Origin of the sequence: Nocardioides humi, assembly GCF_006494775.1 — a bacterium.
Lineage (GTDB): Bacteria > Actinomycetota > Actinomycetes > Propionibacteriales > Nocardioidaceae > Nocardioides > Nocardioides humi.
The window spans coordinates 2,405,677-2,428,116 of the sequence record NZ_CP041146.1; the positions used below are offsets into that span (position 1 = coordinate 2,405,677).

Below are 22,440 nucleotides of genomic sequence, written 5' to 3' on the forward strand. Positions count from 1 at the left end.
GATGGGATCCCGCGTCGCCGGTCGTCGGCCGACCGGTCGGAGCACCGTGCCCGATCCGGGCGGCGCGAGCGCGGCTCCACGGCGCGGCGCCCGCCGAATGTCCCCGTCCGGGGGACGTGTCCTCACCCCCGGAGCGGGAAGGCACCGCCTCCGGTCACGCCCGGATCCGTCGTACGGCAGGCTGGGCCGGTGCAGATCGTCCGAGCCCGCCGGCACCTCGGGGACCTGGCACGCGACCTGGTCCGCCGCGCCGCCCCCGTCCGGCCCGCGGTCGACGGCTGGGCGACGCGGACCCTGACCGGCGCGATGGCGCGGGCCTTCCTACTCGCCACCGCCGCGTGGCAGCTGGTCATGCTGGCCGCCGTGGTGGCATCGCCGGGACCGGTGCGCGACCTGGTCCCGCTGCTCCTCGCCCACGCCGCCACACTGGGGGCGATGCTCGCGGCCCGGGCGGGCCGCCTCCCCGCATGGGTCCCGGTCGTCGCGGTCTACGTGCTGTTCGTCGGCGGCTGGTCAGCGGCGGACTCGATGGTCGACCCGCTGCTGTTCGCGTCCTGCTGGATGATGAACCTCGGCGGCGCCACGCCGGCCTTCGTGCTCCGCGGGCGGCCGGCCCTCGTGCTCCCCGCGCTGGCCTCGGTGACGGTCCCCGCGGCCATGCTGCTCCTGCGGCCGGATCTGCCGCCGACGCTGCCGATCGCCGTCTTCATCACGCAGTGGTCGATCGTGCTGGCGACCCGGGTCGGGTTGACCTACCTCTTCGACTTCGCCGCCGAGGCCGACGCCGAGGCGTCCGCGGCGCTCCGTGACCGGGCCGCCGTCGCCGCCCAGGAGGCCGCGGGCCGGGCCGCGGCCGAGGACGCCCGGGTCCTGCACGACACCGTGATCAACACCCTCGCCGCCATCGCGAGCGGCGGCGGCGCGGTCCGCGACACGGAGGCGGTGCGCCAGCGCTGTGCCCGCGACATCGCGACCGTAGCGGCCCTGCAGGCCGGCACCGCGCCGGCGGACGACGACACCGGGCTCCGCGCGGCGTCGTACGACTCCCGGGTCCGGGTGCGCCACCTCGGGCTGGACGACGCGCGGCTGGCCGGGGCCGAGGCGCGTCTCGACCCCGCGCGGCTGCGGGCCCTGCGGCGCGCGACGACCGAGCTGGTCCAGAACGCCGCCAAGCACGCCGGCGTCGACGAGGTCAGGGTCCGTGCCGAGGAACGCGCGGGCGAGCTCGTGGTGACGGTCGAGGACGACGGAGCCGGGTTCGACGGCCGGACCGGGTTCACCGGCGGGCTGGCCACGTCCGTGCTCGACCGGGCCCGCGAGGCCGAGATCGAGGTCGGCCTCGACACCGCTCCCGGCGCCGGGACCCGGGTGACGCTCACCGTGCACCGGTCCTCGGGGGCCGGGCCGCGGCGGCGCGAGCGGCGCGGCGGCATCGCCGACGTCGTCCGCGTCCTGCGCCGCCGCGCCTGTCTCCTGTACGGCGCCGGCGTCTCCGCCGTCGGCTTCGTCCTGGCGGTCGGCAACCACCCGGGCGAGCCGACGCCGGAGTACCTCATGGCGACCATCGCCGCGCTCGGCGCGGCCCTCGCCTGGTGGTGCACCCGCAACCGGCGCGCCCTGCCCGCCTGGGCGGCCCTGGTGCTCGCCGCCGCCGCACCCGCGGCCTTCGTGCTCTCCGCCGCCGCCGTCGACTACGGCCGCGACGACCCCGTGCTCTGGCAGGCGATCGGCGCCACCGGGATCCTCATCGTCCTCGCCGAGCTGGGTCCGCGGCCGGCCACGGTCGTGTGGGCCGGCCTCGGGTACGCCGTCGTGGTGCTGGTCGTGGCCGCCGACGTCGGCCGGTCCTCGCCGGCGGCCGCGACGATCGTGCTGATGGCCGGCGCCGCCGCCCTGGGGCTGGTCGCCGCGTGGCGGCGGTTCCAGCGCACCATCGGTGCGATCGGCGTCCGCGCCGCCGCCGACGAGCGCGCCGCGTGGGCCGCCCGCACCCAGCTGGCCGAGCGCGAGGCCGCCGACCGGTCCCGGGGGCGATGGCGCGCGGCCGGGCTGAACCGCTCGCTCTCGCTGCTGGAGGCCGCGCGCGACGGCGCCGACCCGGACGACCCGGCGCTGCGGTCACGATGCGCCGAGGAGGAGGCGTACCTGCGCCAGCTCACCCTGCTCCACCCGGACCTGGTGCACATGGGCCAGTGGTTCGCCCGGGCGCTGAACGAGGCCCACGACCAGGGCGTCCGGCTCGTCGTCCGCGCCGGCGGCGAGGACCTGCCCGCCCAGGTCGCGGCCGACCTCGGCGACCTCCTGCTCACGACCGTGGCGGGCACGCCCACCGGTCAGGACCTCACCATCACGCTGTTCCCCAGCTCGGCCGGCGCGCGGATGACCCTCGTCGGCGCCCACCCGCACCTCGCGGACGGCATCCGGGCGGCTCGCGGTCCGCTCGCCGCGGCGACCCGGGTGACGTCGTTGGCCGACCAGGACGTCGCGGAGATCGTCGTCGGGGCCTGACGGGGCCGGGTGGCGGTCGGGGTGGTGGTCAGGCGGTGGCGGTGACCAGCCAGGTGGCGGCCGGGTGCCGGACGACCCCGCCGACCATCCCGGACCGCAGCTCCGCGCGGACCTCGTCCACCAGGCCCGCCCACCCGGCCATGCCGAGCAGGGGGCGCAGTACGTCGGCGGCGCGCCGGCCCGTCGTCGTACCGAGGATGGTGGCGAGGCGCTCCTCGACCCCGTCCGACCCGTCCTGGCCGTAGTCGCAGACGAACTCGACCCGCTCGAGGTGCACCGCCGACCAGCCGGCGGCGGCGAGGATCCGCTCGACCTCGCCGGGGTCGGCCAGCGAGGTCGGCCCGGGGCCCGCGGCGGCGTAGCCGTTGCCCGCGCCCTCCGCGGCCAGGCGCCGGGTGAGCACCTCGGTGCCGAGCGTGAACATGGGATTCTCCTCGCGCGCCGTCCAGGCCGCGAAGGCGAGCAGGCCCCTGCCGTCCGCCGCCGCGCGGCGCAGGTTGGCGAAGGCGGCGACCGGGTCGGCGAAGAACATGACGCCGAAGCGCGACGCGACCACGTCGTACCCGCGGCCGCGCTGGCCGCCGAGCGCCTCGCGCAGGTCGAGCTCCTGCGCGTCGCCCAGCAGCACGGTCGCCTCCGGCACCCGCTCCCGGGCCGCCTCGATCATCCCCGGAGAGATGTCGACGCCGACCGCCCGCGCCCCCTGCCGCACGGCGGCCTCCAGCAGCGCCCCGGACCCGCACCCGACCTCCAGCACCCGGTCGCCCGGGTGCAGCGCGGCCGCGTCGAGCACCGCCGCGGTCACCGGCGCGAAGAGCCGGTCGAAGACCAGCTCGTTGGCCAGCCACCCCGCCGCTCCCTTGGTCCAGGTCTGCCGTACGTCGCTCATGTCTCACCTTCGTCAATAGGTAAGGCATACCTTACTAGATGTCGACCACGACGGTCCGCCGGAGGCGGGTCAGCCTGTTCCTGGAGAAACAGCAACAGCCCCCGACCTGCGTCTCCGCAGTGCAGGGGCTGTCTCGCTGGCGGTGGCGGAGGGATTTGAACCCTCGGTGGGCTTGCACCCACAAACGCTTTCGAGGCGTTCTCCTTAGGCCGCTCGGACACGCCACCGCGGGAGAGATTACCGGAGCCCGGCCGCGCCGCCGAATCGCCCTGGGCCCGGGTCGCAACGTGGTTGCAACGTCTGCCGGGCATCGTCAGGGCGAGAGACGCTGGTCACACGAGGGATCACCTTGTCTACTGGACTCATGACACCGGACGCCGGACCCCGCCGCATGCGCGCGGAGGTCGCGGCGTCCTGGGAGCGCTCGGCGGCGGCGGGCGTGGACGTGACCCAGCGGGCGGCGCCGATCGCGCTCGACGTCCCGGACCTGCGCGGGCAACGGGAGGCCCATCCGCTGGCGCGGGTGTTCCCGCTGCTCGACGACGTGCTCGGCCGTGAGGTGCGCGACTGCGGGGCGGTGATGGCGCTGGCCGATGCCGAGGGCACGCTGCTGTGGGTGTGCGGTACGCCGGAGCGGCTGCGCGAGGCGGAGCGGATCGGGTTCGTGGAGGGCAGCAACTGGGACGAGCGACTGGCCGGGACCAACGCGCCGGGGCTCGCACTCGCGACGGGACGCGACGCGCGGGTCACCCGCGACGAGCACTTCCGCTCGTCGGTGCGCTCCTGGAGCTGCGCCGCCACGCCGATCCACGACCCGGGCACCAGCCAGCTGCTGGGCGTCCTCGACGTGACCGGCGGCGACGCGATCGTCGTACCGCAGACCATGGCGATGGTGCGGGCCGCGGCACGCCTGGCCGAGGCCGAGCTGGCGCGGCAGACCCCGCCTCCGCCGCCCGCGGAGCGCCCGACGGGGCTGCGGCTGGTGCTCGAGCTGCTCGGCCACGACGAGGCGCTGGTGACCGTCGACGGCGGCGGCCGGCTCAGCCGGCTGCGGCTCTCGCGCCGCCACAGCGAGATCGTCGCGCTCCTCGCCGCCTCCCCCACCGGCCTCACCGGCGACGAGCTGGGCGTGCTGCTCTACGAGGCGGACGGCGGTACGTCGACCCTGCGCGCCGAGCTCAACCGGCTGCGCGGCCTGCTCGGCGACCAGCTGCTCGCCTCGCGTCCGTACCGCCTCACCGCGCCGGTGAGCGGTGACTGGCTCGCCGTCGAGGCCCAGCTCGCGGCCGGCGACCTGCGCAGCGCCATGCGCGGGTACGGCGGCCCGGTGCTCCCGCGGTCCACCGCGCCCGGCGTCGTCCGGCTGCGCGAGGCGCTGGCCGCGTCCCTGCGCCAGGCGCTGCTCCGCTCCCGGACGCCCGAGCTGATGTCGGCCTGGACCCGGTCCGGGTGGGGGCGCGACGACTACGACATGTGGCTGGCCCAGCGGGCCGTCGTACCGGCGTCGTCGCCGATGCGGGCGCTCGTCGACGGACAGATCGCCCGGCTGGACCGCGAGCTGCTCTGATCCAGACGGCGCGAGCGCAGGGAGCCGAGGCAACGGACCTGCAACGTTGCGGCTCCTAGCGTCGTGATCACCGTCACACCGACGATCCCGATCACGACCACTGGAGCAGACATGACCGTCTACGCAGCCCCCGGACAGCCCGACTCGCTCGTCTCGGTCGAGCCCCGCTACGACCACTACATCGGCGGCCAGTGGGTGGCGCCGGTGAAGGGCGACTACTTCGAGAACATCTCACCGGTCAACGGCAAGCCGTTCACCGAGATCGCGCGCGGCACCGCGGAGGACATCGAGGCCGCGCTCGACGCCGCCCACGCCGCCGCTCCGTCGTGGGGCAAGACCTCCGCGACGGAGCGGGCCAACCTCCTCAACAAGATCGCCGACGTCATGGAGGCGAACCTGACCGAGATCGCGGTCGCGGAGACCTGGGAGAACGGCAAGCCGGTCCGCGAGACCCTCGCCGCCGACGTCCCGCTCGCGGTCGACCACTTCCGCTACTTCGCCGGCGTGCTGCGGGCCCAGGAGGGCTCGGCGGGCGAGCTCGACGAGACCACGGTGGCCTACCACTTCCACGAGCCGCTCGGCGTCGTCGGCCAGATCATCCCGTGGAACTTCCCCATCCTGATGGCGGTGTGGAAGCTCGCGCCCGCGCTGGCGGCCGGCAACGCCGTCGTACTGAAGCCGGCCGAGCAGACCCCGTGGTCGATCCTCAAGCTGATCGAGCTGGTCGGCGACCTGCTCCCGGCCGGCGTGGTCAACGTGGTCAACGGCTTCGGCGTCGAGGCCGGCAAGCCGCTGGCGTCGTCGTCGCGCGTCGCGAAGGTCGCCTTCACCGGCGAGACCACGACCGGCCGGCTGATCATGCAGTACGCCAGCCAGAACATCATCCCGGTCACCCTGGAGCTGGGCGGCAAGAGCCCGAACATCTTCTTCGACTCGGTCGCCGCCGAGCGGGACGCCTTCTACGACAAGGCGCTCGAGGGCTTCACGATGTTCGCGCTCAACCAGGGCGAGGTCTGCACCTGCCCGTCGCGCGCGCTCGTCCAGCGCAGCATCTACTCCGACTTCGTGCACGACGCCATCGCCCGCGTGGAGAAGGTCAAGCAGGGCAACCCGCTCGACGACACCACGATGATCGGCGCGCAGGCCTCCAACGACCAGCTCGAGAAGATCCTGTCGTACCTGGAGATCGGCAAGGAGGAGGGCGCCAAGATCCTCACCGGCGGCGAGCGGAACATCCTCGAGGGCGACCTGGCGGAGGGCTACTACGTCAGGCCGACCGTGTTCGAGGGCGACAACTCGATGCGGATCTTCCAGGAGGAGATCTTCGGCCCGGTCGTCTCGCTGACCGGCTTCGACGACGAGGCGGACGCCCTCAAGGTGGCCAACGACACCCTCTACGGCCTCGGCGCCGGCGTCTGGACCCGCGACGGCTCGCAGGCCTACCGCGCGGGCCGCGAGATCAAGGCCGGCCGGGTCTGGACGAACTGCTACCACCTCTACCCCGCCGGCGCGGCGTTCGGCGGCTACAAGCAGTCCGGCATCGGCCGCGAGAACCACAAGATGATGCTCGACCACTACCAGCAGACCAAGAACCTGCTGGTGTCCTACAGCCCGGACGCGCTGGGCTTCTTCTGATGGACGACCCGGCTCGCACGGCACAGCGGGTCGATGTCACCGGTGAGGCTGCGGAGCTGCTCCGCAGCCTCACCGAGGCGAACGGCCCGGTGATGTTCCACCAGTCCGGCGGCTGCTGCGACGGGTCGTCCCCGATGTGCTACCCCGACGGCGACTTCCTGCTCGGCGACGCCGACATCCACCTCGGGGACCTCGACATCGGCCTGGACCGCGCCGTGCCGGTGTGGATGTCGAAGGCCCAGTTCGAGTACTGGTCGCACACCCACCTCACGATCGACGTCGTGAAGGGCCGCGGCGCCGGGTTCTCCCTGGAGGCGCCGTACGGCGTGCGTTTCCTGATCCGCTCGCGGCTGCTGACCGATGAGGAGGCGACGGCGCTCGCGCGATGACCGGTCACCAGCGCTCGTCGTACCGGACAGAACTGCTGCGAATCGGGCGATTCACGACCGTCCTGTCCGGTACGACGGATCACGGGCGAGGGCGAGCCGCCGGTCGACCGCGGCCGGGCTGAGCACCTCGTCCAGCGCCAGGGCGGCGCAGCCGACGAGACCGGCCCGGTCGCCGTACGTCGCCGGGAGGAACTGCAGCTCCCGCGTGGCGAGCGCGGAGGACCGGGCGTAGACGGCCTCGCGCACGCCGGCGGCGTAGACGTCGTAGGCCGCGGCCATGTCGCCGCCGAGGACGACGGCGCGCGGGTTGAGCAGGTTGATGGCGACAGCAAGCACCTCGCCGACCATCCGGCCGCTCTCGCGCAGCAGCTGCTTGGCCTCGGGATCGCCGGCGAGGGCGTGGGCGACCAGGTCGCGGACGTGCTCGACGTCGCGCCCCTCCGCGCGCAGCCGCGCGACCAGCGCCCAGCCGGCGGCGATCGTCTCCAGGCAGCCGACGTCGCCGCAACGGCACGGGCGGCCCGCGGCCTCGGGGACCTTGGTGTGGCCGAGGTCGCCGGCGCCGCCGCGGGAGCCGCTGACGATCCGGCCGTCGGCGAGCACCCCGAGCCCGAGCCCGGTCGAGGCCTTCAGCACGAGCAGGTCGCGGATCTCGGTGGCGTGGCCGAGGTACTCCGAGCGGGCGAGGATGTCGGCGTCGTTGGCGAGGAACAGCGGGGCGTCCGCCACCGAGGAGAGGTACGGCGCCAGCGGGACGCCGTCCCAGCCGGCCATCACCGGCGTGTCGACGCTGACCCCGCGATCGGCGTCGACGGCGCCGGGCAGGGACATGCCGATGCCGAGCACCGGCGGCGTGCCCGGCTCCAGCAGCCGGGTCAGCTGGCCGGCCACCACGGACATCACGGCGTCGGGCCCGGCGCCGACCTCGTGGTCGACGGCGGAGGCGGCCAGCTCGGTGCCGCCGAGGTCGAAGACGGCGACCTGGGAGCGGGAGCGCCCGACCGCGACGGCGAGGACCGTGCCGGCGTCGGTGGCGAGCTCGAGGCTGCCGGGCGGGCGGCCGCCGGTGGAGGCGAGCTCGGCGCCGAGCCGCAGCAGCCCGGCCTCGCCGAGCGCGGCCACCCGGCTGACGACGGCGGTGCGGGACAGGCCGGTGAGCCGCCCCAGGTCGGCCCGGGTGGCGGCCCGGCCGCTGCGCACCAGCGCGAGCAGGTCGCCCGCCGTCGCCGTGTCACGGCCGACCGGCTGCCGTACCTCCGTCATGCCGGAACTCTAAACCTCCACCACTTTGTCCGGAAAAAGACATAAGAATGTCTTTCAAGGGACACTCTTGCGCACTAGTCTTGATCCACGTGACCGCACCCGACCTCGTGCTCCCCCCTTGCGACTTCACCGTCTTCGGCGGCACCGGCGACCTCGCGCTGCGCAAGCTGCTGCCCGGCCTCTACGAGCAGGAGCGCCGGCGCCAGCTGCCCGCCGGCACCCGGATCGTCGGCGTCTCCCGCAGCGAGCTCGACGACACCGGCTACCGCGACCTCGTCACCCAGGCCCTCTTCGACCACGTGGCCGAGGACCACCTCGAGGCCGGCGCTCTGCACCGGCTGACGTCCCGGCTGCGCCACCTCACCCTCGACGCCCACTCCCCCGAGGACTGGGACCGGCTGCACGGGATCTTGAAGAGCGACCTCGTCATCACGACCGGTACCGACACACCGGCCCCGGACGACCGCAACCGGGTCTTCTACCTCGCGGTGGCCTCCGACCTGTTCGGCCCGATCTGCGACCGGCTCGACGACCTCGGCCTGGTGACCCCGCAGTGCCGGGTCGTGCTGGAGAAGCCGATCGGCAGCGACCTGACCTCGTCACGCCGGGTCAACGACGCGGTGGGCCGGGTCTTCGAGGAGCGCCAGATCTTCCGGATCGACCACTACCTCGGCAAGGAGAGCGTGCAGAACCTGCTCGTCACGCGCTTCGCCAACGTCTTCCTCGAGCCGATCTGGAACTCCCGCTGGGTCGACCACGTGCAGATCACGGTGGCCGAGACGCTCGGCGTCGGCGACCGCGGCGACTACTACGACCGCGCCGGCGCGCTGCGCGACATGGTGCAGAACCACCTGCTCCAGCTGCTCTGCCTGGTCGCGATGGAGCCGCCCACCCACGTCGGCGGCGCGGCCGAGGCGTCCGAGGACGCCGTCCGCGACGAGAAGCTCAAGGTGCTGCGTGCCCTCGCGCCGCTCACCGGCCGCGAGGTCGACCGCAACACGGTGCGCGGCCAGTACACGTCGTACGGCGCGGAGCTCGGCCACCCGAGCACGACCGAGACGTTCGTGGCGCTGCGGGCGGAGGTGCAGAACTGGCGCTGGGCGGGTGTGCCGTTCTACCTGCGCACCGGCAAGCGGATGGCGCGGCAGGAGTCCACGATCGAGGTGGTCTTCAAGGAGCCGCCGCACGCGATGTTCCCGCACAGCGACGGTGTGACGACCCCGAACCGGCTGACGATCCGGATGCAGCCCGACGAGGGCATGCAGCTGCACCTCACCGCCAAGCACCCCGGTCCCGGCGGGATCCGGCTGCACCCCGCGTCCCTCGACCTCACCTACGAGGACGCCTTCGAGGAGCGCAGCCCCGAGCCGTACGAGCGACTGCTCATGGATGTCATGCGCGGCATCCCGACGCTGTTCATGCGCCGCGACGAGGTCGAGGCCGCCTGGGGCTGGGTCGAGCCGATCCTCGCCCAGTGGCAGGACACCGCGCTGGAACCCGTCCGTTACCACCCCGGCACCCACGGTCCCGCCGCCGCGGCGAGACTGCTGGCACGGGACCGCCGCTTCTGGCAGGAGAACGCCGATGCCTGAGATCCTCCTCCACCCCGTCCTCGCCGACGTCACCCGGCGGCTCACCGAGCGCAGCGCGGCCGGCCGGTCGGCGTACCTCGAGCGAGTGCGGGCCGCTGCGGTGCGCGGTCCGGCGCGCGGGCGGCTGGCCTGCGCGAACCTCGCGCACGGCTTCGCCGCCTCCGATCCGCCGGAGAAGGCCGAGCTCGCGCGCGGGCAGAAGCCGAACCTGGCGATCGTGACGAGCTACAACGACATGCTGTCGGCGCACCAGCCGTACGTCGACTACCCGCCCGTGCTCAAGGACGCGGTGATCCGCGCGGGCGGTCTCGCCCAGGTCGCGGGCGGCGTGCCCGCGATGTGCGACGGCGTGACCCAGGGCCGCGACGGCATGCAGCTCTCGCTCTACAGCCGCGACGTGATCGCCATGTCGACCGCGATCGCGCTCTCGCACGACATGTTCGACGGGACGCTGCTGCTGGGGGTCTGCGACAAGATCGTGCCCGGCCTGCTGATCGGCGCGCTGTCCTTCGGCCACCTGCCGGCCGTGTGGGTGCCCGCCGGGCCGATGACCTCCGGGCTGCCGAACAAGGAGAAGGCCCGGGTGCGACAGCTCTTCGCCGAGGGGAAGGCAGGGCGGGAGGAGCTGCTCGAGGCCGAGGCGGCGTCGTACCACTCGAAGGGGACGTGCACCTTCTACGGCACCGCCAACTCCAACCAGCTGCTGATGGAGGTGATGGGCCTGCACCTGCCGGGCTCGTCCTTCGTCAATCCCGGCACGCCGCTGCGCGACGCCCTCACCCGGGAGGCCGCGGCGGTGGCGGTGCGTCGGACCAGGCAGTACGACGCGGCTCCTCCTCTGGGGGAGATGGTCGACGAGAAGGTCGTGCTCAACGCCTGCGTCGCGCTGCTGGCCAGCGGCGGCTCGACCAACCACACCCTGCACCTGGTCGCGATCGCCCGCGCCGCCGGCATCCTGCTCAGCTGGGACGACCTGGCCGAGCTGTCGGCCGTCGTACCGCTGCTGGCGCGGGTGTACCCCAACGGCGCCGCCGACGTGAACCACTTCCACGCGGCCGGCGGGATCGGCTTCCTGGTGCGGACCCTGCTCGACGCGGGGCTGCTGCACGAGGACGTCGAGACGATCGTGGGGCGGGGGCTGCGGCGCTACACCTCCGAGCCCTTCCTGGCCGACGGTGAGCTGTCGTGGCGGCCGGGGCCCTCGTCGAGCCTGGACGAGGATGTGCTGCGGCCGGCATCCGCACCGTTCTCGACAGACGGCGGGCTGAAGGTGGTGCGCGGGCCGCTGGGGACCGGGGTCGTGAAGACGTCGGCGGTGGCTGCGGAGCATCGTTTCGTGTCCGCGCCGGCGCGGGTCTTCGACGACCAGCACGACTTCCTGGCGGCGTTCTCGGCCGGCGAGCTGGACGGGATCGACCTGGTGGCGGTGATCCGGTACCAGGGGCCGGCCGCCAACGGGATGCCGGAGCTGCACAAGCTCACCCCGGCGCTCGGCGTACTCCAGGACCGGGGGCAGCAGGTCGCGATCGTCACCGACGGCCGGATGTCCGGCGCGTCCGGCAAGGTCCCCGCCGCCATCCACGTCACCCCGGAGGCCGCGCTGGGCGGGCCGTTGTCGCGGGTGCGCGACGGCGACCTCGTCACGCTGGACGCCGACGCGGGACTGTTGACGGTGGCCGCGGACCTGGCGCACCGTACGCCTCTCGGGTCGGCTTCCTCAGGCTCCGCGTGGGCCGGGACCGGCCGCGAGCTGTTCGCCGCCTTCCGCGCCACCGTCGGACCCGCCGACGAGGGCGCCTCGATCTTCCCCGTCCCCGCTGCCGCTGCCCCGGAGGTGCCCCTTGTCCGCTCCTGAGTCCGTGTTGGACCTCGTGCCGGTGCTGCCGGTCGTGGTGGTGGAGGACGTCGCCACCGCGGTCCCGCTGGCCCGGGCGCTCGTCGCCGGCGGCCTGCCCGCCATCGAGCTGACCCTGCGCACCCCCGCCGCGCTCGACGCGATCCGGGCGATCGCCGCCGAGGTTCCGGAGATCGCGCTCGGCGCCGGGACCGTGACGTCCGCGGCGCAGGCGGCCGCGGCGGTGGAGGCCGGGGCGGCGTTCCTGGTCTCGCCGGGCTGCACTCCCGGGCTGCTGGCGGCGCTGCAGGCGACCGGCGTGCCCTTCCTGCCCGGCACCTCCACCGTCTCGGAGGTGATGACCGTGCTGGAGGCGGGCGTGACCTCGATGAAGTTCTTCCCCGCGGAGGCGTCCGGCGGGGCGCCGTACCTGAGGTCGGTCGCCGACCCGCTCCCCCAGGCCCGCTTCTGCCCGACCGGGGGATCAGGGTCGCCTCGGCGCCGGCGTACCTCGCGCTGCCCAATGTCGGCTGCGTCGGCGGCACCTGGATCACCCCCGCCGACGCCGTCGCCGCCGGGGACTGGGAGCGGATCGGCAAGCTCGCCGCCGAGGCCGCGGCGCTGGGCTGAGCCTCGCCTCAGGCCCGGCGGCCGAGGAGCGCGAGCAGCCGGACCAGCGGCTGTGCGTCGGCCGCGACGGGGAGGACCGTGCCGAAGGCGTCGCCCCGGAACTCCGCGGCCTCCGGCGTGGAGAACGGCTCGGCGAAGGCGAGGCACGCGGCGACGTCCTCGTCGCGAGCGGCGTAGGGCCGCTCGAGCGCGGTGGCCAGGTCCCAGCCGTGCACCACGACCTCGTTGAGCGCGACCGCCGCCGCCTCGGCGCCGGACATCTCGACCGGGCCGGCGACCGTCTCGCCCTCGTACGCCGCCGGGTCGCGCCAGGCCTCGGCGAGCTCCACCAGGCTGCGGTCGATCCGGTCCCGCCATCCCGGCTCGAGCCGCGACGCGTCGCCGGTGCCGCCCTGCTCGGAGCCCGGCACCTGTTCCTTGCGGGCGGCACCGGTGAACGCGACAGCCAGCCCGCCGATGTGGTCGACGAGGTCGCCGACGGAGTACTCCGTGCACGGGGTCGACGCGGTCAGCCGGTCGTCGGGGACGGAGGCGACGAGCGCGCGGAGGGTGGTCGTGGCGGGTCCGAGGTCGAGAGGATCCATGCGGTGGGGACCGGGAGCCGCCGGCGAACTCATCGCTGGGCGGCGAAGAAGCCCTCCAGCAGGACGGCGGACTCCTCCGCGAGCACGCCGGCGATCACCTCGGGCCGGTGGTTGAGCCGGCGGTCGCGGACGACGTCCCACAGGGAGCCGACGGCGCCGGCCTTGTCGTCGTACGCACCGAACACGACGCGGTCGACCCGGGCGAGGACGGCGGCGCCGGCGCACATCGTGCAGGGCTCGAGGGTGACGACGAGGGTGCAGCCGTCCAGCCGCCACTCGCCGCGGGCGGCCGCGGCGGCGCGCAGCGCGACCACCTCGGCGTGGCCGGTGGGGTCGGCGTCGCGCTCGCGGACGTTGCGACCGGCACCGACGACCAGCCCGGCGGCGTCGACGACGACGGCGCCGATCGGCACGTCGCCCGTGGCCAGCGCGGCGGAGGCCTCCGCGAGGGCGGCCCGCATCGGCTCCTCCCAGCGGGTGAGCGGTGCGGTCACGCGGAGGTGAGGCCGACGGCGTCGTCGAAGAGGTCGCCGAAGCCGAGGCCGCGGGCGATCTCGGAGAGCATCTCGTCGGGGTACAGCTCGTCGTCGTCGAGGATGGCGGCGAGGTCCATCGCGTCGACGCCGAGGTCGCTGAGCAGCTCGAGGTCGCCGGCGGGCTCGGGGTCGTCCTCGTCCTCGACCGGCGGCAGGCCGAGGTGCTCGACGACGACGGCCGCCAGCTCCCACTCGGTCGCCGCCGTCACGTCGGACAGCATCACGCGGGTGCGCGGGCCGGCGACCCTGACCACGACGAAGAAGTCCTCCTCGACGGCCACCAGCCCGACGGCACCGCCGTCGCCCGGGAACCGGCGCAGCGCCCCGGCCAGGGTCTCGATGTCGGTGGCGTGGTCGGGCGTGAGCTCGGCGACCTGCCACACGCCCTCCTCGCGGTAGGCGGCAAGGGCGAAGTCGACCGAATCGATGGCCGTCCCGCTAGCGGTCATGGCATCAGGGTGACACGGGAACCGGCGCAGGACCAGAGGATTTCGGCTCGACCCGCGCCGCTGTGGTGTCGCGTGGTAGGTGGCCGTCCACGGATCGAGGCTCAGGACGCGACGGGCACCGGTACGGCGTACCAGACGGTGCGGTGGCTCCAGTGCCCCGGGCCGAGCCGCTTGCCGGAGCAGACGACGATCACGAGCTGCTCGGGCCCCCACCACCGGAAGGCCTTCTTCCGGGGAACGCGCGCGGCGGCGTACCTCTTGCGCCGGGTGACCTGGTAGCAGGCGGCCTCGGTCCCCGCCTTGTTGCCGAGCACGACCCGGCCGCCCTTCCGCAGCGAGCGCAGCAGTGCGTTGCCGAGCGCGGTGCCGTCGGGCCAGGTGTGGGCGGTCATGATCACGGTGCCCTCCCCCTCGCCGGGGCGCGCCTGCGGATCCCGGCCCAGGAGCCACTTGCCGCGCTTCGAGACCGGTGGGGCGCCGACCGCGCCCTTCGCCGTACGCCGCACCCGCACCACGGTCGTGCTCCGGTCGATCGCGGGGATCGTCGCCGTCGTCGGGGTGAACGGGCGCGACGGCGCCGTACAGGTCACGCCGGCGCGCACCCGGCGCTCTGCCGCGCCTGCCGGTTCGGGCGCGACGGTCCCGGCGAGGGCGACCGCCAGCAGGATCGCCGGGACCAGGAGCCGGGGCCGCCGAACGGCCGCGCGAAGGTCGTGCATCATCCATCCTTCGGGATCAGGGTGCCGTCGGCGGCACCCTCGGGGCCATCAGGCCGTCTCGGATCGCCTCGCGGTTGAGATCGATCTTGGTGTGCACCGGGCGCCCCGCCCCGGCGTACTTCGCCTTGACGCGGTCGAGGTACTTCTTGGCGGTGTCGCGCTTCACCCCGAGGTCGAGCGCGACGGCGTCGAGCGTCAGGCCCGATGCGTAGAGGACGAGCGCCCGCTCCTCCTGGTCGCTCAGCCGCGGGCGCCGGGCGTCGCCCGCCATCACGCCGGCCAGCTCGGGAGTGATCCACTCCCTCCCCTCCAGGCCGGCCCGGACGGCCGCGACGATGTCCTCCTCGCTGTCGCGCTTCCCGACGACACCGGTCACTCCGGCGCGGAGCATCGCCCGGACCAGGGGGACCGAGCCCATCGCGGAGAGCACCAGGACCCGCACGCCCTCCTCGACCAGGCGGGTGACGACGGCGGGATCGGCCTCCGGCCCCCGGTCGACCAACAGGTCGAGGACCAGCAGATGGGGGCGGCCGGCGTCGGCGACCGCCCCCATCCACGCGACGAGCTGGTCCAGGGTCTCGCAGGCGTGGACCACCCGCAGCCCCGGCTGCGCGGAGAGGATCTCCACGGTCCGCATCCGCTGCAGCCGATGATCCTCGACGACCGCCAGCCGCCGGCGGTTCTCGCTCTCCGAGCCCGCCCGGCCCCCGGACACCGAATGCTCCGGCAGAGGCTGCTAGCTCACCGACGCCCGCGCGCCCGTGGCCGGCGGCGACGGCAGCTTGTGCTTCTTCTTGCCCTTGACGACCGCCTTGGACGGCGCGGAGCCGACCTGCGAGCCGCCGGGCGTGGCGCCGTTGGCCACGGCCACGTTGACGATCTTGCCGCGCGCGGCGTCCTTCTTCGTGACGGTGTACTTCGCGGTGCAGACCACCTGGGCACCGGGCTGGAGACCCGTGGGCAGCGCGGGGCACTTGACCTTCGGCGTCTTGCCGGTGCCGGTGAACCGGGTCTCCGCGACGGTGACCGGGTTCAGCGCGATGTTGCCGGTGTTCGTCACCCGATAGGTGAACGTCACCTTCTGGCCGGCCTTGGTGATCTTCTTGGGCTTGGCCTTCTTGACCAGCGCCAGGCCGGGCGCTGCCGGGGCGAGCGTCGCCGCCGCGGTGTTGTTGGCCGGGTTGCCGCGGTCCGTCACGCTGACCGTGTTGGTGACGGCGTCCCCGCCGTTCAGGGCCTTGCTGTACGTCAGGGTCAGCGTCTCCCCGACGTCGAGGCCGCGGTCACCCGCGGCGTCGGGCCGTGAGCAGTCGATCTCGTCCTGGGTGATCGGGGAGCCGACGGCCGGGGTGCACGTGAACGCGGCACCGCCGCCGCTGCTCTGCACGCCGGTCAGGGTGCCGCCGACGGCGATCGCGTCGGTGATGGTGACGGTGTCGCCGGCGACCATCGGCTCGGGGCCGAGGTTGGTGACCTTGACGACGTACTGGACCGGGACGCCGGGCTCGAAGACCTGGGCGTTCGAGGTCTTGGTGACGGCGAGGTCGTACTCGCACAGCTGCCAGGTCAGCGAGATCATGCCGCTGGTGCCGTCGTCGTGGCTGCCGAGGGTCGCGGAGTCGAAGAGGACCGAGCCGTCGACGAAGCTGGCGCCGCCGCCTCCGCCGCCGCCCCCGTGGTTGGGCGCACCGTCGCCCTTGGTGCTGGCGCCACCGCCACCGCCGAAGTAGCCGCCGCCACCACCGCCGCCGGTGTCGGCGCCGGGGTCGGCAGCACCCGCCCCGCCGTCGCGGCCGGTGCCGGCCTCGCCGCTCTGGGTCGGGATCGTGGCGTGGACGCCGCCGTCGCCGGGTGCGGCCGTCTGGCCGCCCTGACCGCCGCCGGGGCGGATCGCGCTCGGGTCGCCGGGGTCGGTCGTGTCGTCGTCCTGGCCGACCATGCCGTCGCCGCCGGCGAAGACGCCGGTCCCGGTGGGCACGCCCGCGCTGCCGCCGTGGCCCCAGTCGACGACGTGACCACCGCCCGTGCCGCCGCCGCCACCCGCGAGGGCGAGGAGGGTGCCGCCGGACGAGACGTCGGTGTAGCCGCCGCCCCCTCCGCCGCTGTGGGTGCCGGCGCCGGCGTCGCCGCCGCCGTTGCTGCCACCGCCGCCGGCGCCACCGGCTCCGCCGACCGTGCCCTCGAAGACCTGGCCGGGCGTCGCCGGCACCGAGAACCGGATGACCGCGCCGGCGCCGGCCGCATCGGCCGGAATCGTCTCGCCGGCGTTGGGCACGATCGACACGCCGCCGGCGGCACCGGCGATCGTCACGTCGACCGCGCAGACGCCGTCGGGCGTGGCGAAGGAGAAGGCCCCTGCCGTGGTCCGCTCCGAGTCGGAGGGGGCAGGTGCCGGGTCGGCGAGGGCGGTCGGGGTCGAGACGAGGCCGGCGCAGGTGAGCATGGCCGTCACCGCAGCGACGCCGACGCCGCGGCGCATGAGGCCCGGGGAGGTTCCAAAGGTGGTCAACATGGGCGGGACGGTAGGGACGACGGCGGGCCGGTTGCCGTGAAATCTGGACGCAACGGGCGAAATGACCCCCGAACGGGGGGCAGCCGCCGTCGTCGGGACCCGCCGGCGCGGGTAGGGCATGCTGTGCCCATGCGCACCCTCGTCGTGGACCACCCCCTCGTCGCCCACAAGTTGACCGTGCTCCGCGACAAGGACACCGACTCCCCCACCTTCCGGGCCCTCGCCGACGAGTTGGTGACGCTGCTCGCCTACGAGGCCACCCGCGACGTGCGGGTGGAGCCGGCCGCGATCGAGACGCCGGTCGCGCCGACGACGGGGACCCGGCTCGCGGCGCCGCGGCCGCTCGTCGTACCCATCCTGCGGGCGGGGCTCGGCATGCTCGACGGCATGGTGCGGCTGCTGCCGACCGCGGAGGTGGGCTTCCTCGGGATGGTGCGCAACGAGGAGACGCTCGAGGCGACGACGTACGCCGAGCGGCTGCCCGACGACCTGTCGGGCCGCCAGTGCTATGTCGTCGACCCGATGCTCGCGACCGGCGGCACGCTCGCGGCGGCGATCCGCTTCCTCGTCGACCGCGGCGCGGACCACATCACCGCGGTCTGCCTGCTGGCCGCGCCCGAGGGCTGCGCGCGGCTCGAGGAGGAGCTGGGCGACCTCGAGATCCCGGTGACGGTCGTCACCGCCGCGATGGACGAGCGGCTCAACGAGAAGGGCTATATCGTCCCCGGCCTCGGCGACGCGGGCGACCGGATGTACGGCATCGCGGGCGCCTGACCCGGAGCGAGTGCCCCTCGTCACATATAAGACGGCTCCCACGGAGGCCTCCGGATCAGTACGTTGGCGACAATTTGTGTCAACCAGCAAGGTGGAGGCTCGATGCTCATCGGCATCCCGCGCGAGTCGAGACAGGGCGAGACCCTGGTCGCGGCGACCGCCAAGACCGTGACCCAACTGACCAACCTCGGCTACGACGTGATCGTCGAGTCGGGGCCGGCGAGCTCGCCGACCAGCCCGACAGCGCGTTCACCGGCCTCGGTGACGCCCAGGTGCGGGTCGGCACGGCCGCCGAGGTGTGGGGCGCCGACGTCGTCGTGAAGGTCAACGCGCCGACCGACGAGGAGATCGGCCGGCTCCGCCAGGGCGCCACGATCATCTCGATGATGGCTCCGGGCCGGTCGCCGGAGCTGCTCGAGAGGCTCCAGGCGCAGGGGGTGACCGCGCTGGCGATGGACGCGGTGCCGCGGATCTCGCGTGCGCAGTCGATGGACGTGCTGTCCTCGATGGCGAACGTCGCGGGCTACCGCGCGGTGGTCGAGGCGGCCCACGAGTTCGGCCGGATGTTCACCGGCCAGGTGACGGCCGCGGGCAAGATCCCGCCGGCACGCGTGTTCGTCGTGGGTGCCGGCGTCGCCGGTCTCGCGGCGATCGGCGCGGCCTCGGCGATGGGCGCCGTGGTGCGCGCGTTCGACGTACGCCCCGAGGTGGCCGAGCAGGTCGAGTCGATGGGCGCGCAGTTCGTCGAGGTCGACTTCGAGTCCGAGGTCTCCTCCGACGGCTACGCCAAGGAGATGACCGAGGAGCAGGTGGCCGCCACCGCCGCGATGTACGACGAGGAGGCACGCGCCGCCGACATCGTCATCACCACCGCGCTGATCCCCGGGCGCCCCGCGCCGTCGCTGATCACCGCCGAGACCGTCGCCGGGATGCGCAACGGCTCGGTGATCGTCGACATGGCCGCGGCCAACGGCGGCAACGCCGCCGGCACCGTGGCCGACCAGAGGGTCATCACCGACAACGGCGTGACCATCCTCGGCTACACCGACCTCGCCGGCCGGCTCGCGGCCCAGACCTCGCAGCTGTACGGCACGAACATCGTCAACCTGCTCAAGCTGCTGACCCCGGAGAAGGACGGCAACCTGACGCTGGACTTCGACGACGTCGTCCAGCGCGGCATCACCGTCGTCCGCGACGGAGAGTCGACCTGGCCGCCGCCGGCCGTACAGGTCTCGGCCGCCCCCGCGGCGGCGCCGGTCGCCGCACCTGCGCCGGCCAAGCCCCAGGCGAAGCTCACACCCACCGGCAGGGTGGCCGTCGTGCTGGGCGCGATCGGCCTGTTCTGGCTGGTCAACGCGCTCGCGCCGACCGACGACCTGCGGCGGCACTTCACCGTGCTGATGCTGTCGATCGTGATCGGCTACTACGTCATCGGCAAGGTCGCGCACGCCCTGCACACACCGCTGATGTCGGTCACCAACGCCATCTCCGGCGTGGTCGTGGTCGGTGCGCTGGTGCAGGTCGCCAGTGACGACAAGCTGGTCGTCGGCCTGTCGGCCGCGGCGATCCTGCTCGCGTCGATCAACATCTTCGGCGGCTTCGCGGTGACCCGCCGCATGCTCTCCATGTTCAGCAAGGGGGCCTGAGCGCCATGGACATCATCTCCATCACCGGCGCGGCGTACATCGTCGCCGCCCTGCTCTTCATCCTCTCGCTGGCGGGCCTCTCGAAGCACGAGACCTCCCGCAACGGCCTCACCTACGGCATGGTCGGCATGGCGGTCGCGCTGGCCGCGACCATCGCGCAGACCGTCGACGTCAGCGAGTACGTCGACGACCGCGGCCTGGTCATCGCCCTGCTGGTCGCGGCCGTCGCGATCGGCGCCGTGATCGGCCTCTGGCGCGCGCGGATCGTCGAGATGACCGGCATGCCCGAGCTGATCGCGCTGCTGCACTCCTTCGTGGGTCTGGCCGCGGTCCTCATCGGCTGGAACGGGCACCTCGAGGGCTCGCACTACGAACTCGACAGCCTCAACAACATCCACGAGGCCGAGGTCTCCATCGGCATCTTCATCGGCGCGGTCACCTTCACCGGCTCGATCGTGGCCAACCTGAAGCTGTCGGCCAGGATGAAGTCCGCGCCGCTCATGCTGCCCGGCAAGAACCTCATCAACGTCGGCTCGCTGGTGCTGTTCGCGATCCTGACCGTCGTCTACGTCGCCGCCGAGGCCGAGAGCGGCCTGCAGAACGCCATCCTGGTCGCGCTGACCGTTCTCGCCCTCGCGCTGGGCTGGCACCTCGTCGCCTCCATCGGCGGCGGCGACATGCCGGTCGTGGTGTCGATGCTCAACTCGTACTCCGGGTGGGCCGCGGCCGCCTCCGGTTTCCTGCTCGGCAACGACCTGCTCATCGTCACCGGCGCGCTGGTCGGCTCCTCCGGTGCCTACCTGTCGTACATCATGTGCAAGGCGATGAACCGCTCGTTCATCTCCGTCATCGCCGGCGGCTTCGGCATCGAGGCCCCCGCGGGCGACGCCAAGGACTACGGCGAGCACCGCGAGATCCAGGCCGACGCCGTCGCCGAGCTCCTCGCCGGCGCCTCCTCGGTCGTGATCACGCCCGGCTACGGCATGGCGGTCGCCCAGGCGCAGTACCCCGTCGCCGATCTCACCGCGAAGCTGCGCGCCAAGGGCGTCGACGTCCGCTTCGGCATCCACCCCGTCGCCGGCCGCCTCCCGGGCCACATGAACGTGCTGCTCGCCGAGGCCAAGCTGCCCTACGACATCGTGCTCGAGATGGACGAGATCAACGACGACTTCCCCGACACCGACGTCGTCCTGGTCATCGGCGCCAACGACACGGTCAACCCGGCCGCGTCCGAGGACCCGACCTCCCCATCGCGGGCATGCCGGTCCTCGAGGTGTGGAACGCCAAGGACGTCATCGTCTTCAAGCGCTCCATGGCCGCCGGCTACGCCGGCGTCCAGAACCCGCTGTTCTTCCGCGACAACAGCCAGATGCTGTTCGGCGACGCGAAGGACAAGGTCGAGGAGATCGTGCACCACCTGAACTGACGCACCCGTACGACGAAGGGCCGGCTCCGCCGCTGCGGGGCCGGCCCTTCGTCGCGCTGGGTCGGTGGTGCGCTGTAACACGTAGTCCACCGGCCTACGGGGACCGTGCCTGCTCTCCCAGCCGCATACGAGGGCGCTCGAGCGAGGTCAGGCGGCTGCCAGGTCAGCGAACCACGTGTTACAGCACGACCTCGGCCACCGTCTCGTAGCGCGGGGTACGGCGAGGGCCCTCGCCGAGGTGGGAGGCGATCACCTCGACCGAGGCGAGCGGCCAGGGCGGGCCGGCGTAGGTGTCCAGCAGGCGCACCCAGCTGGTCATCTCCACGAACCGGCCGCCGGTGCGGGCGACCGTCACATGGGGGCGGAACCGCTGGCCGTCGACCTCGATCCCGCACGCCACCGCGGCGTTGCGGGCCCGGACGGACGCCTGGGCGAGCACGTCAGCGCCATCCGCACCGTCAGCACCGCTCACGCCGGTCGCCAGCACCCGCCCCTCGGTCACGTTGGGGAAGACCACGGCGCCGGCCAGGGAGAGCTCCGCGGGCGGCAGGCCGTCGAGGGACTCGGCCAGGCGGTCGACGTACCGGTCGACGCGGTGCTCGTCGACGGCGGCCATGAAGGCCAGCGTGACGTGGAGCTGCTCGGGCCGGGTCCAGCGGAAGTCGGCGGCGGCGCGGCGCGGCTCGAGGAAGGCGTCGAGGTGCTCGATCGCGTGCGGGGGCGGGACGACCGCCGTGAAGACGCGCATCAGAGCTGGGTGCCGACCAGCTGGCCGATGCCGTGGGTGACCGCCATCGCGAGCAGGCCGCCGAGGACGTTGCGGAGCACCGCGCGGCCGGGCGCGCCGTACCCGAACCGGGCGCTGAGCCAGCCGGTCAGGACCAGCGCCGCGACCACCGCCACCACCGTCACCGGCACTCGCAGGTCGGCGGTGACGAGGACGATGATCAGCAGCGGCAGCAGGGCGCCGAGGACGAAGGACAGCATCGAGGCGAAGGCGGCGTTCCAGGGCTGGTGAGGTCCTCGGGATCGATGCCGAGCTCGACCTCGGCGTGCGCGGCGAGGGCGTCGTTGGCGGTGAGCTGCCGGGCGACCTGCAGGGCCAGGTCGGGATCGAGCCCCTTGTCGACGTACAGGCCGGCGAGCTCCGCGAGCTCGTCGTCGGGGTCCTCGCGCAGCTCGCGGCGCTCCTCGGCGAGCAGCGCCTCCTCGGAGTCGCGCTGGGTGCTCACCGAGACGTACTCGCCGGCCGCCATGCTCATCGCGCCCGCCGCCAGCCCCGCGATGCCCGCCACCAGGATCGCCGTCCGCTCGCTGGTCGCCCCGGCGACACCGAGCACGATGCCCGCCGTCGACACGATCCCGTCGTTGGCGCCCAGGACACCGGCCCGCAGCCAGTTGAGCCGGTCGTTGAGGCCCTGCTCGTGGGGCTCGTCCTCGTGGGGCCCGATCGCCTCCTCCGGTCCTGTCGCGATGTCCATGCTGCT

At 73.6% G+C, this 22,440-nt stretch carries 16 protein-coding genes, 1 tRNA gene and 4 pseudogenes; 10 read left to right on the forward strand and 11 right to left on the reverse strand.

The features are described 5' to 3' along the window. The first annotated feature begins 189 nt into the window (after window positions 1-189). Window positions 190-2,508, forward strand: a complete 2,319-nt coding sequence (locus FIV44_RS11830; RefSeq protein WP_141004611.1) for a sensor histidine kinase — start codon at window positions 190-192, stop codon at window positions 2,506-2,508. Window positions 2,509-2,536: 28 nt separating this feature from the next. On the opposite strand, the gene FIV44_RS11835 is transcribed toward FIV44_RS11830, so the two are convergent. After that, window positions 2,537-3,397 (reverse strand): class I SAM-dependent methyltransferase, encoded by an 861-nt coding sequence (locus tag FIV44_RS11835; RefSeq protein ID WP_141004612.1) that lies wholly within the window; start codon window positions 3,395-3,397, stop codon window positions 2,537-2,539. A gap of 137 nt (window positions 3,398-3,534) precedes the next feature. Next, window positions 3,535-3,624, reverse strand: a tRNA-Ser gene (locus FIV44_RS11840). A gap of 137 nt (window positions 3,625-3,761) precedes the next feature. Between FIV44_RS11840 and FIV44_RS11845 the strand changes: the two genes are divergently transcribed. The 3 genes from FIV44_RS11845 to FIV44_RS11855 all read left to right on the forward strand — a co-directional run bounded on the left by FIV44_RS11845 (window position 3,762) and on the right by FIV44_RS11855 (window position 6,988). Then, on the forward strand, window positions 3,762-4,964 hold the full coding sequence (locus FIV44_RS11845) for a GAF domain-containing protein (protein ID WP_141004613.1): 1,203 nt from the start codon (window positions 3,762-3,764) through the stop codon (window positions 4,962-4,964). Window positions 4,965-5,075: 111 nt separating this feature from the next. Then, on the forward strand, window positions 5,076-6,599 hold the full coding sequence (gene exaC, locus FIV44_RS11850; protein WP_141004614.1) for an acetaldehyde dehydrogenase ExaC: 1,524 nt from the start codon (window positions 5,076-5,078) through the stop codon (window positions 6,597-6,599). Then, window positions 6,599-6,988, forward strand: coding sequence for a DUF779 domain-containing protein (locus tag FIV44_RS11855; protein WP_141004615.1), 390 nt, complete (start codon window positions 6,599-6,601; stop codon window positions 6,986-6,988). The genes exaC and FIV44_RS11855 overlap by 1 nt, the downstream gene beginning before the upstream one ends. Before the next feature lie 51 nt (window positions 6,989-7,039). On the opposite strand, the gene FIV44_RS11860 is transcribed toward FIV44_RS11855, so the two are convergent. Then, window positions 7,040-8,251: an ROK family transcriptional regulator gene (locus tag FIV44_RS11860; protein ID WP_141004616.1), complete on the reverse strand. Its 1,212-nt coding sequence runs from the start codon at window positions 8,249-8,251 to the stop codon at window positions 7,040-7,042. A gap of 89 nt (window positions 8,252-8,340) precedes the next feature. Between FIV44_RS11860 and zwf the strand changes: the two genes are divergently transcribed. From zwf to eda, 3 genes and pseudogenes are all read left to right on the forward strand, one after another. Next, window positions 8,341-9,843: a glucose-6-phosphate dehydrogenase gene (zwf, locus tag FIV44_RS11865; protein WP_246086926.1), complete on the forward strand. Its 1,503-nt coding sequence runs from the start codon at window positions 8,341-8,343 to the stop codon at window positions 9,841-9,843. Then, the gene (gene edd, locus FIV44_RS11870; protein ID WP_141004618.1) at window positions 9,836-11,698 is read left to right on the forward strand and encodes a phosphogluconate dehydratase; all 1,863 of its coding nucleotides are present in this window, start codon (window positions 9,836-9,838) and stop codon (window positions 11,696-11,698) included. The genes zwf and edd overlap by 8 nt, the downstream gene beginning before the upstream one ends. A gap of 4 nt (window positions 11,699-11,702) precedes the next feature. Beyond that, window positions 11,703-12,307, forward strand: a pseudogene (gene eda, locus FIV44_RS34025) (bifunctional 4-hydroxy-2-oxoglutarate aldolase/2-dehydro-3-deoxy-phosphogluconate aldolase). Window positions 12,308-12,315: 8 nt separating this feature from the next. Here the strand turns inward: eda and FIV44_RS11880 are convergent. The 6 genes from FIV44_RS11880 to FIV44_RS33160 all read right to left on the reverse strand — a co-directional run bounded on the left by FIV44_RS11880 (window position 12,316) and on the right by FIV44_RS33160 (window position 17,107). After that, window positions 12,316-12,891 (reverse strand): TIGR03086 family metal-binding protein, encoded by a 576-nt coding sequence (locus tag FIV44_RS11880; protein WP_141004619.1) that lies wholly within the window; start codon window positions 12,889-12,891, stop codon window positions 12,316-12,318. 29 nt (window positions 12,892-12,920) lie between these two features. After that, window positions 12,921-13,352, reverse strand: a complete 432-nt coding sequence (locus FIV44_RS11885; protein ID WP_141007844.1) for a nucleoside deaminase — start codon at window positions 13,350-13,352, stop codon at window positions 12,921-12,923. A gap of 29 nt (window positions 13,353-13,381) precedes the next feature. Further along, window positions 13,382-13,876 carry a tRNA adenosine deaminase-associated protein gene (locus tag FIV44_RS11890; protein WP_141004620.1) on the reverse strand — a complete coding sequence of 165 codons (495 nt, stop codon included), beginning with the start codon at window positions 13,874-13,876 and terminating at the stop codon, window positions 13,382-13,384. A gap of 101 nt (window positions 13,877-13,977) precedes the next feature. Continuing rightward, entirely contained in the window at window positions 13,978-14,598 is a 621-nt protein-coding gene (locus FIV44_RS11895; RefSeq protein WP_181411124.1) for a class F sortase, read from the reverse strand. Between the two features lie 13 nt (window positions 14,599-14,611). Further along, window positions 14,612-15,310, reverse strand: coding sequence for a response regulator (locus tag FIV44_RS11900; protein ID WP_141004622.1), 699 nt, complete (start codon window positions 15,308-15,310; stop codon window positions 14,612-14,614). 21 nt (window positions 15,311-15,331) lie between these two features. Further along, complete coding sequence (locus FIV44_RS33160; protein ID WP_141004623.1) at window positions 15,332-17,107, reverse strand: DUF7507 domain-containing protein; 1,776 nt, start codon at window positions 17,105-17,107, stop codon at window positions 15,332-15,334. Window positions 17,108-17,236: 129 nt separating this feature from the next. Here FIV44_RS33160 and upp point away from each other — a divergent pair, with 129 nt between their 5' ends. The 3 genes and pseudogenes from upp to pntB all read left to right on the forward strand — a co-directional run bounded on the left by upp (window position 17,237) and on the right by pntB (window position 20,953). Beyond that, window positions 17,237-17,881 carry a uracil phosphoribosyltransferase gene (upp, locus tag FIV44_RS11910; protein ID WP_141004624.1) on the forward strand — a complete coding sequence of 215 codons (645 nt, stop codon included), beginning with the start codon at window positions 17,237-17,239 and terminating at the stop codon, window positions 17,879-17,881. A 102-nt stretch (window positions 17,882-17,983) separates the two neighbouring features. Continuing rightward, a pseudogene (locus tag FIV44_RS11915) lies at window positions 17,984-19,527 on the forward strand (Re/Si-specific NAD(P)(+) transhydrogenase subunit alpha). 5 nt (window positions 19,528-19,532) lie between these two features. Beyond that, window positions 19,533-20,953: pseudogene (pntB, locus tag FIV44_RS11920) on the forward strand (Re/Si-specific NAD(P)(+) transhydrogenase subunit beta). 178 nt (window positions 20,954-21,131) lie between these two features. Here pntB and thpR read toward each other — a convergent pair. Together thpR and FIV44_RS11930 are read right to left on the reverse strand one after the other, a co-directional pair. After that, window positions 21,132-21,701, reverse strand: a complete 570-nt coding sequence (gene thpR / locus FIV44_RS11925) for an RNA 2',3'-cyclic phosphodiesterase (RefSeq protein ID WP_141004625.1) — start codon at window positions 21,699-21,701, stop codon at window positions 21,132-21,134. After that, a pseudogene (locus FIV44_RS11930) lies at window positions 21,701-22,434 on the reverse strand (VIT1/CCC1 transporter family protein). Before FIV44_RS11930 ends, thpR begins: the two are co-directional and overlap by 1 nt. Between the last annotated feature and the right edge of the window lie 6 nt (window positions 22,435-22,440).